This window comes from Veillonella parvula, from assembly GCF_032577575.1.
GTDB lineage: Bacteria > Bacillota > Negativicutes > Veillonellales > Veillonellaceae > Veillonella.
In genome coordinates, this window is record NZ_JAWFVO010000001.1 from 817,398 (window position 1) to 830,588 (window position 13,191).

General features: G+C 37.8%; 13 protein-coding genes. 3 read left to right on the plus strand and 10 right to left on the minus strand.

Features of this window, described 5'->3' with window-relative positions; translation table 11 throughout:
• Positions 1-33: 33 nt before the first annotated feature.
• From E7K77_RS03795 to E7K77_RS03815, 5 genes are all read right to left on the minus strand, one after another.
• The gene (locus E7K77_RS03795) at positions 34-924 is read right to left on the minus strand and encodes a helix-turn-helix transcriptional regulator (protein ID WP_278606799.1); all 891 of its coding nucleotides are present in this window, start codon (positions 922-924) and stop codon (positions 34-36) included.
• 258 nt (positions 925-1,182) lie between these two features.
• Complete coding sequence (locus E7K77_RS03800; RefSeq protein WP_004698716.1) at positions 1,183-1,578, minus strand: YbaN family protein; 396 nt, start codon at positions 1,576-1,578, stop codon at positions 1,183-1,185.
• Positions 1,578-2,945 carry a PTS ascorbate transporter subunit IIC gene (locus E7K77_RS03805; RefSeq protein WP_004698733.1) on the minus strand — a complete coding sequence of 456 codons (1,368 nt, stop codon included), beginning with the start codon at positions 2,943-2,945 and terminating at the stop codon, positions 1,578-1,580. Before E7K77_RS03805 ends, E7K77_RS03800 begins: the two co-directional genes overlap by 1 nt.
• A 31-nt stretch (positions 2,946-2,976) precedes the next feature.
• On the minus strand, positions 2,977-3,252 hold the full coding sequence (locus E7K77_RS03810) for a PTS sugar transporter subunit IIB (protein WP_004696686.1): 276 nt from the start codon (positions 3,250-3,252) through the stop codon (positions 2,977-2,979).
• A gap of 20 nt (positions 3,253-3,272) precedes the next feature.
• Positions 3,273-3,728: a PTS sugar transporter subunit IIA gene (locus tag E7K77_RS03815; protein WP_004696688.1), complete on the minus strand. Its 456-nt coding sequence runs from the start codon at positions 3,726-3,728 to the stop codon at positions 3,273-3,275.
• 251 nt (positions 3,729-3,979) lie between these two features.
• Here E7K77_RS03815 and E7K77_RS03820 point away from each other — a divergent pair, with 251 nt between their 5' ends.
• From E7K77_RS03820 to E7K77_RS03830, 3 genes are read left to right on the plus strand one after another with little or no spacing between them, the layout of a single operon-like run.
• Positions 3,980-4,987, plus strand: a complete 1,008-nt coding sequence (locus E7K77_RS03820; protein WP_195394604.1) for a FecCD family ABC transporter permease — start codon at positions 3,980-3,982, stop codon at positions 4,985-4,987.
• 26 nt (positions 4,988-5,013) lie between these two features.
• A complete protein-coding gene (locus E7K77_RS03825; protein ID WP_325306474.1) occupies positions 5,014-5,760 on the plus strand; it encodes an ABC transporter ATP-binding protein in 747 nt (248 codons plus the stop codon).
• Between the two features lie 21 nt (positions 5,761-5,781).
• Positions 5,782-6,786: an ABC transporter substrate-binding protein gene (locus E7K77_RS03830; protein WP_120055524.1), complete on the plus strand. Its 1,005-nt coding sequence runs from the start codon at positions 5,782-5,784 to the stop codon at positions 6,784-6,786.
• A gap of 231 nt (positions 6,787-7,017) precedes the next feature.
• On the opposite strand, the gene E7K77_RS03835 is transcribed toward E7K77_RS03830, so the two are convergent.
• The 5 genes from E7K77_RS03835 to E7K77_RS03855 all read right to left on the minus strand — a co-directional run bounded on the left by E7K77_RS03835 (position 7,018) and on the right by E7K77_RS03855 (position 13,132).
• The gene (locus E7K77_RS03835) at positions 7,018-7,191 is read right to left on the minus strand and encodes a hypothetical protein (protein WP_004697552.1); all 174 of its coding nucleotides are present in this window, start codon (positions 7,189-7,191) and stop codon (positions 7,018-7,020) included.
• Positions 7,192-7,620: 429 nt separating this feature from the next.
• Positions 7,621-8,619 (minus strand): inorganic phosphate transporter, encoded by a 999-nt coding sequence (locus E7K77_RS03840; RefSeq protein ID WP_325306475.1) that lies wholly within the window; start codon positions 8,617-8,619, stop codon positions 7,621-7,623.
• On the minus strand, positions 8,612-9,241 hold the full coding sequence (locus tag E7K77_RS03845; protein ID WP_004697557.1) for a DUF47 domain-containing protein: 630 nt from the start codon (positions 9,239-9,241) through the stop codon (positions 8,612-8,614). Before E7K77_RS03845 ends, E7K77_RS03840 begins: the two co-directional genes overlap by 8 nt.
• A 273-nt stretch (positions 9,242-9,514) precedes the next feature.
• Complete coding sequence (locus tag E7K77_RS03850; RefSeq protein WP_278468322.1) at positions 9,515-10,984, minus strand: [FeFe] hydrogenase, group A; 1,470 nt, start codon at positions 10,982-10,984, stop codon at positions 9,515-9,517.
• A 132-nt stretch (positions 10,985-11,116) separates the two neighbouring features.
• Positions 11,117-13,132: an ABC-F family ATP-binding cassette domain-containing protein gene (locus E7K77_RS03855; RefSeq protein ID WP_278468324.1), complete on the minus strand. Its 2,016-nt coding sequence runs from the start codon at positions 13,130-13,132 to the stop codon at positions 11,117-11,119.
• Positions 13,133-13,191: the final 59 nt, after the last annotated feature.

Here is a 13,191-nt window from a genome sequence, read left to right on the forward strand (position 1 = left end):
TTTTTAGCTAGGATAATATAAGGTCCAAATTATTTAGACCTTACGATAAGCACTTGGCGTTACACCAGTAGCCTCTTTGAATGCACTAGTAAACTTACTACCATTCTCATACCCTACCGCATTAGCGATTTCTAAAATAGACTGATCTGAGTCTTGAAGCAATCGCTTTGCCGCATTAATACGACATTCTTTTAGATACTGATGTATGGTTGTACCAAATACACCTTTAAAGCAACGTTTCAGGGTAGATGTAGGAATATCAAACTGTTCAGACAAGGAGTCAATAGTAATACGCTTCATAAACTGTGTCAATACATATTCACTTACAGCTTTTACAATATCTACCTGTTGCTTTCTATAGGTACTTCTCTTTTCAGGATTAGCTGTAGAGATAACAGATAATAATAAAAAAATTTCAATTACTTTTAATTTAAAATAGTGCTCCTTTATTTGATCTGGCACATTATATAAACTGGAAAAAATGTGACGAACTGTTTCCGTTTCTTCCATCATCATACCAAAATCAGAATGCTCACAAAACCGATTGGCCAGCTCAGTCAAATCAATTCGAGAATCACTAACAAGTGCATCTAATACGGGTTGTGCCTTTTCAACATCTACTAATAATACAATTCCTTTAAATAGTTTTGTAGGAAAGTAATTTTCATGTTGGTAAGCGGAGCGTGTATGCCACCCTAACGACATATCCCCTGGACCCATATATAAATACTCACCAGATGTGAACTTGCACTCAATGCGCCCTTCTTCACAGTGATTTATAGCAAACGTCTTGGTATGTGATTTAGCATAAAATTGAATCGTCTCTTGCTTCACATCTAAGAACATCAAATCGATACCGTCAAATATCGTATGTCTTGACATAGATGTTCCAGCATGTGAAACCGCATGATTATGTGGATTCATACTATCACCATATACACAAATACTATAAACATAAATTAATAATATTATATTATAGTATACTTATTGATAGTCATTGTCAACTTCTAATTAGTAATAATTCATTTTAGATTTAAAAACACAAGCTAGTTCGTTTTAGTAATATAAAACAATTAAGATCTTCGTTGAGAGTTATTCTAGTGTACTATAAAATAAGCCTCATGAATTAAACTACAACAATTTAATTCATGAGGCTATATTCAAAACTAAGGATATAAGTTCCTATTTTTTTGTTTTAATAATAAAAGCTAATGCTATGACATGCGCTACCCATATAATGCCCATAACCATTAGAGCAATAGGCATATCTTGACTAAAATAGGCACCAACCGCCATTATGGCACTAACGGATACGAGAATGGACAACTTTGCCCGCAAGGTCAACGCTTTATCGCGTTCATAAGCAGCAACAGTCTTTTGATATAAACTAGATTCCAAAAACATTTTATGGAATCGTTCAGACCCTCGAGCTAAACAAAATAAAGTTAGCATATAAAAAGGAACTGTTGGCAATAGTGGTAATACGATACCTGCTGTACCAAGTCCAAAACTTATGGCTCCAATAGTCAGGAATACATATCGTACTACAACATTACTGTGTTGCTCAGTTTTTTTCATTAATCCTCTTCTACATAATTAATAACTTTACCTTTTGTTTTAATAAAGTTAGGAATAATAAGTACTAAAGCGGCAATAGCTACAATGCCATAAATACCAGCCATACCTACCCATTCATAAGCATTACCTAATACGAGACCCATCACTGCAAAGTCCGCATCACCAAAGGTTGTATTTTGGAAGCCTAATTGACCAAGAACTGGCAACGCCAAAGCTGGCAAGAATGTAATAGCCAAACCATTTAGGAAAGCACCTACCGCTGCGCCACGACGACCACCAGTAGCATTGCCATAAATACCTGCTGTAGCACCACAGAAGAAGTGTGGCACAAGACCAGGAATGATTAATACGCCACCTACAGCCCCAAGGATAAGCATACCGATGATACCACCGATGAAGGAACTAAGGAAGCCTAATACAACCGCAGTTGGAGCATAGGTGAAGAATACGGCACAGTCTACAGCTGGAATTGCATTAGGAATAATTTTTGTAGCAATCCCTTGGAATGCAGGAATCAAATCACCTAAGATCATACGCACACCTGAGTATACGATTGTTACACCAACAGCAAAATTCATAGCACTCATAACAGCGTATAAATATGGGCTCATATCACCTGATAAAGTAGCGACAAATTCGGAACCTGCTGCAAATGCCGCAATTAGGTAAAATACGATCATAGTTAATGCTGTAGATAATGTTGAGTCTCGTAAGAACCCCCATTTTTCTGGTATTTCAATATCTTCTGTGCTATCTTCAGCTTTCCCAACATATTTAGCAACCCAAGCCGATAAATAGTAGCCTAAACTACCGAAATGACCAATGGCAATTTCATCACCATCTGTCACTTTGGATGTATAACTTTGACCAATAGCTGGAGAAATGGCAGACCAAGCCCCCATTAAGAAACCACCTACAAGAATTAGTTCCATGCCAGATAATCCTGCAGTACCAAGCACGGCAGACATAAGACATGCCATAAATAAGCTGTGATGACCAGTTAAGAACACATATTTGAACTTGGTGAAACGAGCAATACATAAGTTCATCAATAAGCCTACTACGAGAATAGACATCGTTTCAACGCCAAGTACCTTTTGTGCAACAGCTACGATAGCTTCATTATTTGGCACTACACCAGTAATATGGAATCCATGTTCAATCATTTTCCCCAATGGGTCAAGATTGCTAACGATAACACCCGCACCTGCAGCTAACATTAAATACCCAAGAATAGGTTTTAATGTGCCCGTCATTATTTTATGAAACGGACGTTTCAAGGCGATCAAGCCTATACATGACATAATACCAATCAAAAGTGCCGGTTGAGACAGCACATCACGCAAGAACTCTAATACCATTTCCATGGCACTACCTCCTATATATAATTGTTACATATTATTGAGCGGCTTGTTTTAATGCTTCAAGAACATCTTCTGTAATCTTCTTTTTATTAATATAGCTACGAACAATAGCAACATTTTTATCGTCAAATTGTTCAGCCAATTCTTTTACAGTTACGATAAGGTCAGCCTTACGACCTTGAGCCGCGTTAAAATCGATAGATTCAACTTGTGCATCGATACCATTTTCAGCACAAATTTCTTCAATTTTCATTTTTAACATCAAGCTAGAACCAATACCATTACCACATACAGTTAATACAGAAATCATACTTGCCTCCTTCTAAATGTTTATTGCTCGTCTAAATGCTCTGCCAAGAATGCTTGTACGTCGTCAATACTTTCAAAGTCAACGGCCGCATCTAAGAACTCTTCATCCTCAAATAAAGTAGCAATATCTGTTAACAATTGAATATGCTCATCTTTATTGGGAGCACATAAGAATAATGCGACAGATACTGGGTCATTATCAGGGCTGCCAAAATTCAATGGTTTTTCCAATGTCACTAAAGCTGTCCCTACACGCTTAGCACCATGTTCTGGGCGCGCATGTGGCATAGCAAGACCGGGAGCCAATACGATATATGGACCCATTTCACGAACTACTTCAACCATAGCCTCTGTATAAGATGGATCCGTAAAGCCCGCATCAACCATCAGTTGACCACCATGACGAATTACATCTTCCCACGTTTCGGCGGGATAATGAAAGGATACATTATCCTCAGATAATAAATCTTGTATCAAACTAACACCTCCTAAACATTCTATTGTACATATAATTCTATTATAGCTATTCTAATAAATTTTTCATATATCAAAATAACAATGAACTTATAAAAATGAATAAAGCTAACATAAGATTTTGCTATTTATAATTTAATGAATCTTCACACTTATAATACCTATACAGGTATTAATATTGTATATATATTGAAAATTCTCTATACTTAGATAAGACTTAGACTACCTAAATAAAAATAGAATAAGGAGATTTTATGCAGACTGCGGTAAAAGTATTTATACTCTGTCTAATCCTCTGTATTTCATTGGTAACAGCGTTACAGTTTGGATCTAAATTTGTACCACTAGACCAAATTATTTCAGCACTTATGTCTATGATTGATGTAAATGCTACAGCATCTATGACTGATACGATTATTACAGATATCCGCTTACCACGACTTATTTACTCTGTTCTAACAGGTATAGGCCTATCACTTGTGGGTCTATTAATGCAAACGGTCACGCGCAATGCCCTCGCAGATCCCTATGTATTAGGTGTTTCTTCTGGTGCAAGCACAGGTGCGATTTTCGCTATTATCATGGGTGGGCTTCCATTCTTAGGTCATTACAATACGCCTATTTTTGCGGCCCTAGGCGCAGCACTTTCAATTATATTAGTACTACTATGTGTTGGTAAAAGCAACAGTCCAGTAAAGCTTATCCTCATAGGTATGGGCATGACCGGTGTATTCTCAGCCATAACAATGATGATTATTTACGGAGCTAAACACGAAGCACAAGTGCGAAGTGCCATGTTCTGGCTACTTGGCAGCTTTGCAGGCATACAATGGAGTGATTTACCATTAACAGCAATCATCATAACCTTGTTTATACTATACATCTATATGTTCAATCAAGACCTTGATGTATTGCTACTTGGTAATCATGAAGCAGCACAAATGGGCCTTTCTGTTAAGCAGTTACAATTAAGCATCGTTATCTTATCCTCTATTGTGATCGCTACACTAGTATCAAAGGTTGGTGTAGTAGGCTTTATCGGCCTTATCATCCCGCACCTTGCTAGGATTATAGGCGGACCTAAACATAAACATACATTAGTATTCAGTGCACTCATCGGTAGTATCGTTATGATTTGGTCAGACGTATTATCGAGAGCACTCTACAGTCCAGAAGAAATCCCTATTGGTGTGCTTACATCTTTATTGGGGGCTCCACTCTTTATTTGGATTATCATGAATCGTTATAAACACAATGGTTAGTGTATATCATATCTATAGGAGATACTATGTATCAAATTAATCAGCTGTCTTTTTCTTATGAAACCAAAGAAGTGTTAAAGAATATTTCTGTAACATTTCCTACCAATAAAATAACAGCCATAATTGGACCAAATGGATGTGGTAAGTCTACGCTACTTAGCCATCTATATCGACTTCATCCATCAAAAAACAAAATCACATTAAACGAAAAACCTTTAGAGTCTTATAAAGGTCGCGAGTTTGCTCAATTGGTAGCAGTCTTAACACAATCTAGAGACGCTATGATCGATGATTTTCTCGTAAAAGATATCGTTCTCATGGGCCGGTATCCGTACAAACAACACTTTGGCACCTATAGTTCTGAGGATGTTAAAATTGCAGAGCATTATATGAATGAAGTAGGCATCACCCATTTATCAAATGAAGAAATTCATCATTTATCAGGTGGTGAGAAGCAACGCGTATTCATTGCTAAAGCCTTAACCCAGAAACCTCAAATACTTCTTTTAGATGAACCTACTAATCATTTAGATATGAAGTACAAAGTGGCGCTAATGGAACAATTACGGGCTTTTAAAGGCACTACGATTGTAGTCCTTCACGACTTAAATCTAGCGGCTCAATATTGCGATCATATTGTCATCATGAACAGCGGAACTATCCTAAAAGAAGGTTCCCCTACCGAGGTGCTCACACCTGAAATTCTTGAACCAATTTTTGAAGTTCCTTTTAAAACCTCTTGGGATGAAGGGCGCTATCATTTATATTATTAATTAGTAAAGAAAGGACTTACTATGTTTCAGAATTTAAGAAAGTCAAAAAAATTATTATTAATCGCTATGACATGTGCTACATTCGCTATTGCTGGTTGTGGTTCTGATACTACAAAAACTACAGCGGATAATGGAACCTCTGTAACATGGAGTGAAACATTTGACGGTACAAAAACAGACTTTGCCGTAAAATCCGCCCCTACTCATGCAGTGTCCATGTCGCAAGCAACAACGGAAATGATGTTACAATTAGGCCTTGAAGACAAAATGGCTGGGACGGCTTTCAAAGAAGAAGAAATCTACCCACCTTTACAAGCGGCTTACGACAAAGTAAAAGTATTATCTGATAAATGGCCTTCCTATGAAGTATTCATGTCCGTAAAGCCTGACTTCGCAACGGGATGGCCTGATTCTTTTAGCAAACGAGCTATACCTGCAGATAAAATGATTTCCCAAAAGGTTAATATTTGGATCCCTGAATCCATGTTATCTACTAAAGCTGACCTAGAAACCAACTTCAGCGACATGATTAAATTAGGTGAGATTTTCGGCGTAAAACCTAAGGCAGAAGAATGGGTTGCAGGTCAACGTAAAACATTGGCAGCTATCCAAGACAAGCTAAAAGACTTGCCTCGCAAACGCGTTTTCATTTATGACTCCGAAGATGGTCAACCATTCACAGCATTCGAAGGTTATACTACTAACATCTTAAAACTTATCGGTGCTGATAATGTAATGAGCGGCTTAGGCGTTGATAAAACATGGGCTAAAGGTTCTTGGGAAACAGTAATTGCGCAAAATCCTGACTATATTATTATCGCTGACTATGGCAATTCTATTCGCAACGATGATGATTTCCAACAAAAAATTGAAAAGATCAAGGCTAACCCTCAACTTCAAGATATCACAGCCGTTAAAGAAGGTCACTTCATTCGTGTAAAACTTTCTGAAATCACTCCTGGGGTACGTACCGTTGATGCTCTAAAACGTTTAGCTGAAGAAATTCACGGCATCAAAGTAGACTAATTTAATATAACAAAATATAGAGTAATATGTAATATGTATTGTATATTATATATAACGAAGAAGGTCCCAATTCAAATGAATTGGGACCTTTTCGTACTGCTTGTATTGCACACAGCATATTGTTTTAGAGAGTAAAGATGTGTTGTAGTTGAAAGATTTAGAAATAATGAATTATTGTAAAATAGATTTAAAATGTATTAAATTGTATATGCTGTGACAATGCCTGATTATTTATACTTCTCGGCTATATTGTTGCCTATATCGTTTATCATTATTTGCCTTAATAGCCATGATCAATGGCTTTAGCGAAAGAAACTCTTCATCACTAAGTCGAAAGGTTCTACCAATACGTTTAATAGGATTACGTGGGCGCCCGGCACCGCGTCTAGATCCACCCCATGCCATATACATACCTCACTTTTCACTTGAAAAACTCCTTCTATCGATAGTATAACCTCCGATACATAAGTATGCAATAGCCATTCACGTTAAACAACCTCTTAACAGTCTATAAACAAGTAATAAACTTCATTTATTAGTAAAATGCATAATCAATAAAACACATATTTATAAGTATTTTCCCCTATTCAACTTGAATTGTAACATTAATGTTGCCAAATATAGATAAATCTCTTTTATAGAATATAGTATTTACAAATCAGTTTATTTCTATATTTTTAGATTATTTAGAAACTATCACGTACATATATAATAAATAGAATTTTAAAATAGAAAAGCAAATTATTTATAAATATGACAATATAGCAAAAATATTTTGATAAACAAAAAAGACTGCTTTTGCAGTCTTTTTTACTGTAATAAAAAATATATGAATTAGCCAAATAGTAAGTGACCTACTTCATAAGCAATAGCGGCAACGATACCAGATAATGGAATCGTTACAAACCAAGCCATAACCATAGATCTTGCTACCCCCCAGTTGACTGCTTTAATACGTTTAGAAGAGCCTACACCTAGTAAAGAACCACTTACTACATGTGTAGTACTTACAGGCAAATGTAAGAATGTAGCTGTAAAAATAGTAATCGCCGAGTTTAAATCAGCAGCGAACCCATTAATAGTTTCTAGTTTGAAAATCTTGGTACCCATTGTAGAGATAATTTTCCAACCGCCTACAGCAGTACCCATAGCCATTGCAGTAGCACAACAAAGTTTTACCCAAATCGGTACATCTAATGTATCGATGAAACCACCGCTAAGTAAGGTTAATGTGATTATCCCCATCGCTTTTTGTGCATCATTAGAGCCATGAGAAAATGCCATCATAATTGCTGATACAATTTGCATGGATCTAAATCGATCATTTAAAGCAATTGGAGAAAATCTACCGAAAATAAGCAACAATACTTTCATCACAATATAGCCACCAATCATGGCTACAATCGGAGATAAAATAAGAGACAAAAAGATTTTTAAAATCCCCGCCTCATTCAATGCGTCAAGTCCTACAGACCAACCCACAGCACCGATGATACCACCAATCAAAGCATGGGATGAGGAACTTGGGATCCCCCAATACCAAGTTAAAAGATTCCATGTAATGGCACCGATAAGAGCTGCAGAAATAATACCACTATCGATAAGAGATGGCGACATTACTATATCACCACCGATAGTCTTTGCAACACCTGTACTAACCATTGCACCCAAAAAATTGAGAGCAGCGGTCATCATAATTGCCTTTTTAGGCTCAATAGCTCGTGTAGAAACGGATGTGGCAATGGCATTCGCCGTATCATGAAAGCCATTGATATAGTCAAAGGCTAATGCTAAAAATACAACTAGCCATACTAAATAATGAGCATCAAGCATACTTCAATACTACCCGGCGGAATGTACCAACCAAATCTTCGCAGCCATCGATTACATCTTCCATAGCGCTAAGGATTTCCTTCCATTTGATAATTTCAATTGGATCTGTACACTCTGTAAAGAGCTTAGCCATTTCTTCATGATAAATATTATCCGCTTCAGACTCAAGTTTCAATACTTGGTGAACACGCCCCTCTACCTTCACATGATCCTTTTTAAGACTACCCATATAACCAATGGATTTGTTGATATGCTTAACGCATTTAACAACAATTTCACTCATGCGAATAGCACCATCACTTGGTTTTCCAACGTGATACATAACCATTTTATCCATGATTTCTTTGATATTATCCAATGTAGTATCCAGTTGGTCAATCAAAAGCTGAATATCCTCACGATCCATTGGAGTGATAAATGTTTTGCGCAAACGCTCTACAGTTTCATTTACTAATTCATCGGCAGCTTTTTCCTTTGTATCAATTTCAAGAAATGCCTCTTCCTTAGAGATATCCCCCTTAAACACGCGTTCCATCATTTCCGCACTTTCATAAGTTAGTGCAGCATGCTTTTCCAAAATACTGAAAAATTTTTCTTCTTTTCCTTTTAATTTAAAAGCCATGAAGATCCTCCCGAACCAGTATTGATTGCTTCTATAATAACAATTTAATTATAGCATACTACAGATAATTCCTAAACCAATTTACCAATCTCTATATTTTAACCCCTATGCGTATATGGCATATATAGAATCTACATCTGTGAAAACTTTTATTGACCATATTTCCACTATATAAAATAGATAAAAAAGCAGATAGCTGACTAACATATCAACTATCTGCTATATATTTCTTAGCTATCTTTGTGCTTTTTATTAACTAATAACCATCAACTCTTAGCTATTAGCTTCCGCCGCCGCTTTAGCCGCCTCTGCCGCCTTTTTCAAATTAGGTACGGATGTAGGGCATGTAGCAGGCGTACAAGCACCATTAGGGCCTAAATCTTCAGAACGATTTACAAAGGTAGTATGTAACATATGATGTGCTTTGTGGCTCATTGGTTTGCCATCAAAGAACTCAGCATACAATTTTTGGATATCTGGATTATCACAAGCAGCTTTTACAGTTACTTCTGCATCGCGAGTATACAAGGATGCAATGCGAGCTTCACGAGCTTTGTCAGCCATCGGTAATTTAACGCGTGGTTGACCACCACCACCGATACAGCCACCACGACAAGCCATTACTTCAATGAAGTCATAATGGATATTTTCTGCACGCATGCGTTCGATGAAGTTACGCAAATTACCTGTACCATGAACTGCCGCTACGTGTAATGTTTTATCGCCAATCACTACGTCTGCTTCGCGAGCACCGTCCATGCCGCGAATAGCTTCGAATGGAATCAATGTTTGAGGTGCATCTTCACCTGTCGCCATTTTGTAAGCCGCACGCATAGCCGCTTCCATAACGCCACCAGTGTTACCGAAAATGATACCACCACCAGAAGCTTCACCCATCAATGGATCGAATGCAGAATCTTCAAGATCATCAAAGTTGATTTCTTCTGCGCGCAACCATTTTGCAAGTTCCCGTGTAGTAATACAGTAGTCTGTATCGCGCATTTCTGGTGTATTCCAGTATTCCGCAGAGGAATTCATTTCATCACGACGAATTTCAAATTTCTTAGCTGTACATGGTGTTACTGCAACGGCAACGATTTGTTTTGCATCAAGGCCCATTTTTTCAGCAAAATATGTTTTTTGTGTAGGCGCTTGCATAGCAATCGGGCTCTTAGCCGTAGATAAGTTTGGCAAGAATTCTGGATAGAATGTTTCCGCAAACTTAACCCAAGCAGGACAACAAGATGTGAATTGAGGCAATACTGCATCGCTATTAATAACGCGTTCTAATAACTCAGATGCTTCTTCCATGATAGTCATGTCCGCACCAAAGTTTGTATCAAGAATATAATCGCCACCCAATTTACGAAGAGCAGCCACCATTTTGCCTTCTACAAATGTACCAGCATCAAGACCAAATTCCTCGCCTAAGCCAACACGTACGGCAGGCGCAGTTTGGAAGATGACGATTTTATTAGGGTCAGCAATAGCTGCTTTTACTTCATCAATTTCAGAGCGTTCATTAATGGAATCGAATGGGCAAATAGATGCACATTGACCACAATGAATACAAATTGGATGATCCCCATTTGTTGTTAAATCATAATAATCAAATACACCCATGTCTACAGCACAAGCTTTACGACATAAGGAGCAATTTTTACATTTGGTTAAATCTTGTACTAATGCAATATTTCCGTCTTCAATTGGCACGCGACGGTCTAAAAATTGGTACTTACTCATGAGTTCCTCCTACTTAGGTAACGTTGTTATCGTTAATCGTAGAAATTATACTATACATTGTGAGTTTTATCAATAAACTTACACGTAATTCCTTTGCATAACAGATATTAAAAAATAGCATGATAAAAGGAGTTATAGGCGTTCCTCTAATTCCATCCACCGTTCAGTGAGCGCATCTATTTGAGTCTGTGTTTCTTCTCGTTCCTCCATCAGTGACTGCATTTTTTCATAATCAGTAGCCACTTGGCTTATCATAACATCGAGGCCCTTCACTAAATGTTCTAGCTTAGGCAATTCATCCATAATTTTGGCATACTCCGCTTCTTCTGCTTTATTGAGACCCTTCTTTGGTATTTCTTTGAAAGTATCTGTTTCATCACTAGCTACAACATTATCATTTCCAAGGGTATCTACCCTATTAGATTGATTATCAACAGAGTCATCGCTATCAGCCTCTCCACCTTCTACAGCTCGTACCGCTTTGGAATTAGCCGGTATATTATCATTTGGCATATAGAATGGGCGCTTGCTGCCACTACTTTCATCAAGAGCATCTTTGTAGTCAGAATACGAGCCATGAACGATTTCAATATGCCCATCGCCGGTAAAGACAAACAGTTTATCCACTACGCGGTCTAGGAAGTACCGATCATGGCAAACGGTGATGATGACGCCACTAAAGGAGTCAAGGAAATCCTCTAATACCTCCAATGTTGGAATATCAAGATCATTCGTCGGTTCGTCCAGCAATAATACGTTAGGGGCGCTCATCAACAATTTTAAGAGGTATAAACGACGACGTTCCCCGCCAGAGAGTTTTCGAATCGGTACACCATGTAATTCTGGGGTAAAAAGGAATCGCTCAAGGATTTGTCCTGCGCTCAATGTAGATCCATCACCGAGTACCATATAAGAGTGGTCCTCACGAATATAATCGAGAACGCGCATATCTTCATCAAATTCAGGTAGCTCTTGTTTAAAATGAGCAATGCGAACGGTCTCACCTTTACCGATAGTGCCTCTCGTCGCTTCGTAGGTGCCATCAAGGATATTCATAAAGGTAGACTTACCAACACCATTGGGCCCTACTATACCGATACGATCATGGCGTACCACGTGATAGGTAAAGTCCTTAATCATAGGACGTTCATCAAAATAAAACTCTAAATGCTCAATATCAAAGATGGTTTTTCCTAAACGTGTCTTCAGCGCAATAGGATCCATTTGATCCGGACGACGGGTTTTCTCCATATTCTTTAATTTTTCGTAACGGTCAAGACGAGCCTTTTGTTTTGTAGTTCTAGCCAGAGCACCACGACGTACCCATTCGATTTCTCGTTTTAAAAATTGACGTCGTTTTTCTTCCGTAGCAGCTTCACGAGCCTCTCGATCAGCTTTCAAGGCAATAAATTCTTCATAATTGCCATCGTATTGATACATATGACGATTTGATAGCTCTAAAATACCATTACATACGGAATCGAGGAAATATCTATCATGGGTACTGATTAATAATCCTCCTTGACGTGTACTCAAATACGACTCCAACCAATCGATACTATCTTCATCCAAATGGTTAGTCGGCTCATCTAGCAATAAAAGATCACATGGATATAGCAATGCTTGCCCCAATGCAAGACGACGCTTTTGCCCTCCTGATAACATAGCTACCTTTTGCTCCACATCAGGAAAGCCCAATTTAGATAAAATAATGCGTGCCTCTTGTTCTACTTGCCACCCGTCTTGTTGATCCATTTGCTCCAATGCATTCATATAGTTACGAGACAATTTAGCATCATCACTACCAGACTCTTGCATTTGGCGGTACTCACGACTAATACTTTCAAAGGCTTTTACCATCTGTAAGCGAGGATGATCTCCATCAAGAACTGCTTCTAATAAGGTAGATTCCGCATCAAAATCAGGTGTCTGCGCTAAGTAATGGATGCTGGCCTTACCATTACGCTCAATGGTGCCTTTATCAGCTTCCATTTGGCCTGCTAATATTTTTAGAAATGTAGACTTACCCGTTCCGTTGATGCCCACAAGACCTAATCGTTTTTCCGTGGTAAAAGTCATACTCACCTCTTTAAACAGTAGCCTTGTGCCATATGATTTCTCTATGTTCTGTAAACTAATAACGTTCATATTCCGCTCCTATTTTGTAATTCTGTTATTTATTATACTACACATTACCATTGACAGTA

Bases quoted from the DNA above. Each gene is read 5' to 3' on its own strand.
- E7K77_RS03795 (WP_278606799.1), bottom strand. From the start codon at position 924: ATGAATCCACATAATCATGCGGTTTCACATGCTGGAACATCTATGTCA.
- E7K77_RS03800 (WP_004698716.1), bottom strand. From the start codon at position 1,578: ATGAAAAAAACTGAGCAACACAGTAATGTTGTAGTACGATATGTATTC.
- E7K77_RS03805 (WP_004698733.1), bottom strand. From the start codon at position 2,945: ATGGAAATGGTATTAGAGTTCTTGCGTGATGTGCTGTCTCAACCGGCA.
- E7K77_RS03810 (WP_004696686.1), bottom strand. From the start codon at position 3,252: ATGATTTCTGTATTAACTGTATGTGGTAATGGTATTGGTTCTAGCTTG.
- E7K77_RS03820 (WP_195394604.1), top strand. From the start codon at position 3,980: ATGCAGACTGCGGTAAAAGTATTTATACTCTGTCTAATCCTCTGTATT.
- E7K77_RS03825 (WP_325306474.1), top strand. From the start codon at position 5,014: ATGTATCAAATTAATCAGCTGTCTTTTTCTTATGAAACCAAAGAAGTG.
- E7K77_RS03830 (WP_120055524.1), top strand. From the start codon at position 5,782: ATGTTTCAGAATTTAAGAAAGTCAAAAAAATTATTATTAATCGCTATG.
- E7K77_RS03835 (WP_004697552.1), bottom strand. From the start codon at position 7,191: ATGGCATGGGGTGGATCTAGACGCGGTGCCGGGCGCCCACGTAATCCT.
- E7K77_RS03840 (WP_325306475.1), bottom strand. From the start codon at position 8,619: ATGCTTGATGCTCATTATTTAGTATGGCTAGTTGTATTTTTAGCATTA.
- E7K77_RS03845 (WP_004697557.1), bottom strand. From the start codon at position 9,241: ATGGCTTTTAAATTAAAAGGAAAAGAAGAAAAATTTTTCAGTATTTTG.
- E7K77_RS03850 (WP_278468322.1), bottom strand. From the start codon at position 10,984: ATGAGTAAGTACCAATTTTTAGACCGTCGCGTGCCAATTGAAGACGGA.
- E7K77_RS03855 (WP_278468324.1), bottom strand. From the start codon at position 13,132: ATGAACGTTATTAGTTTACAGAACATAGAGAAATCATATGGCACAAGG.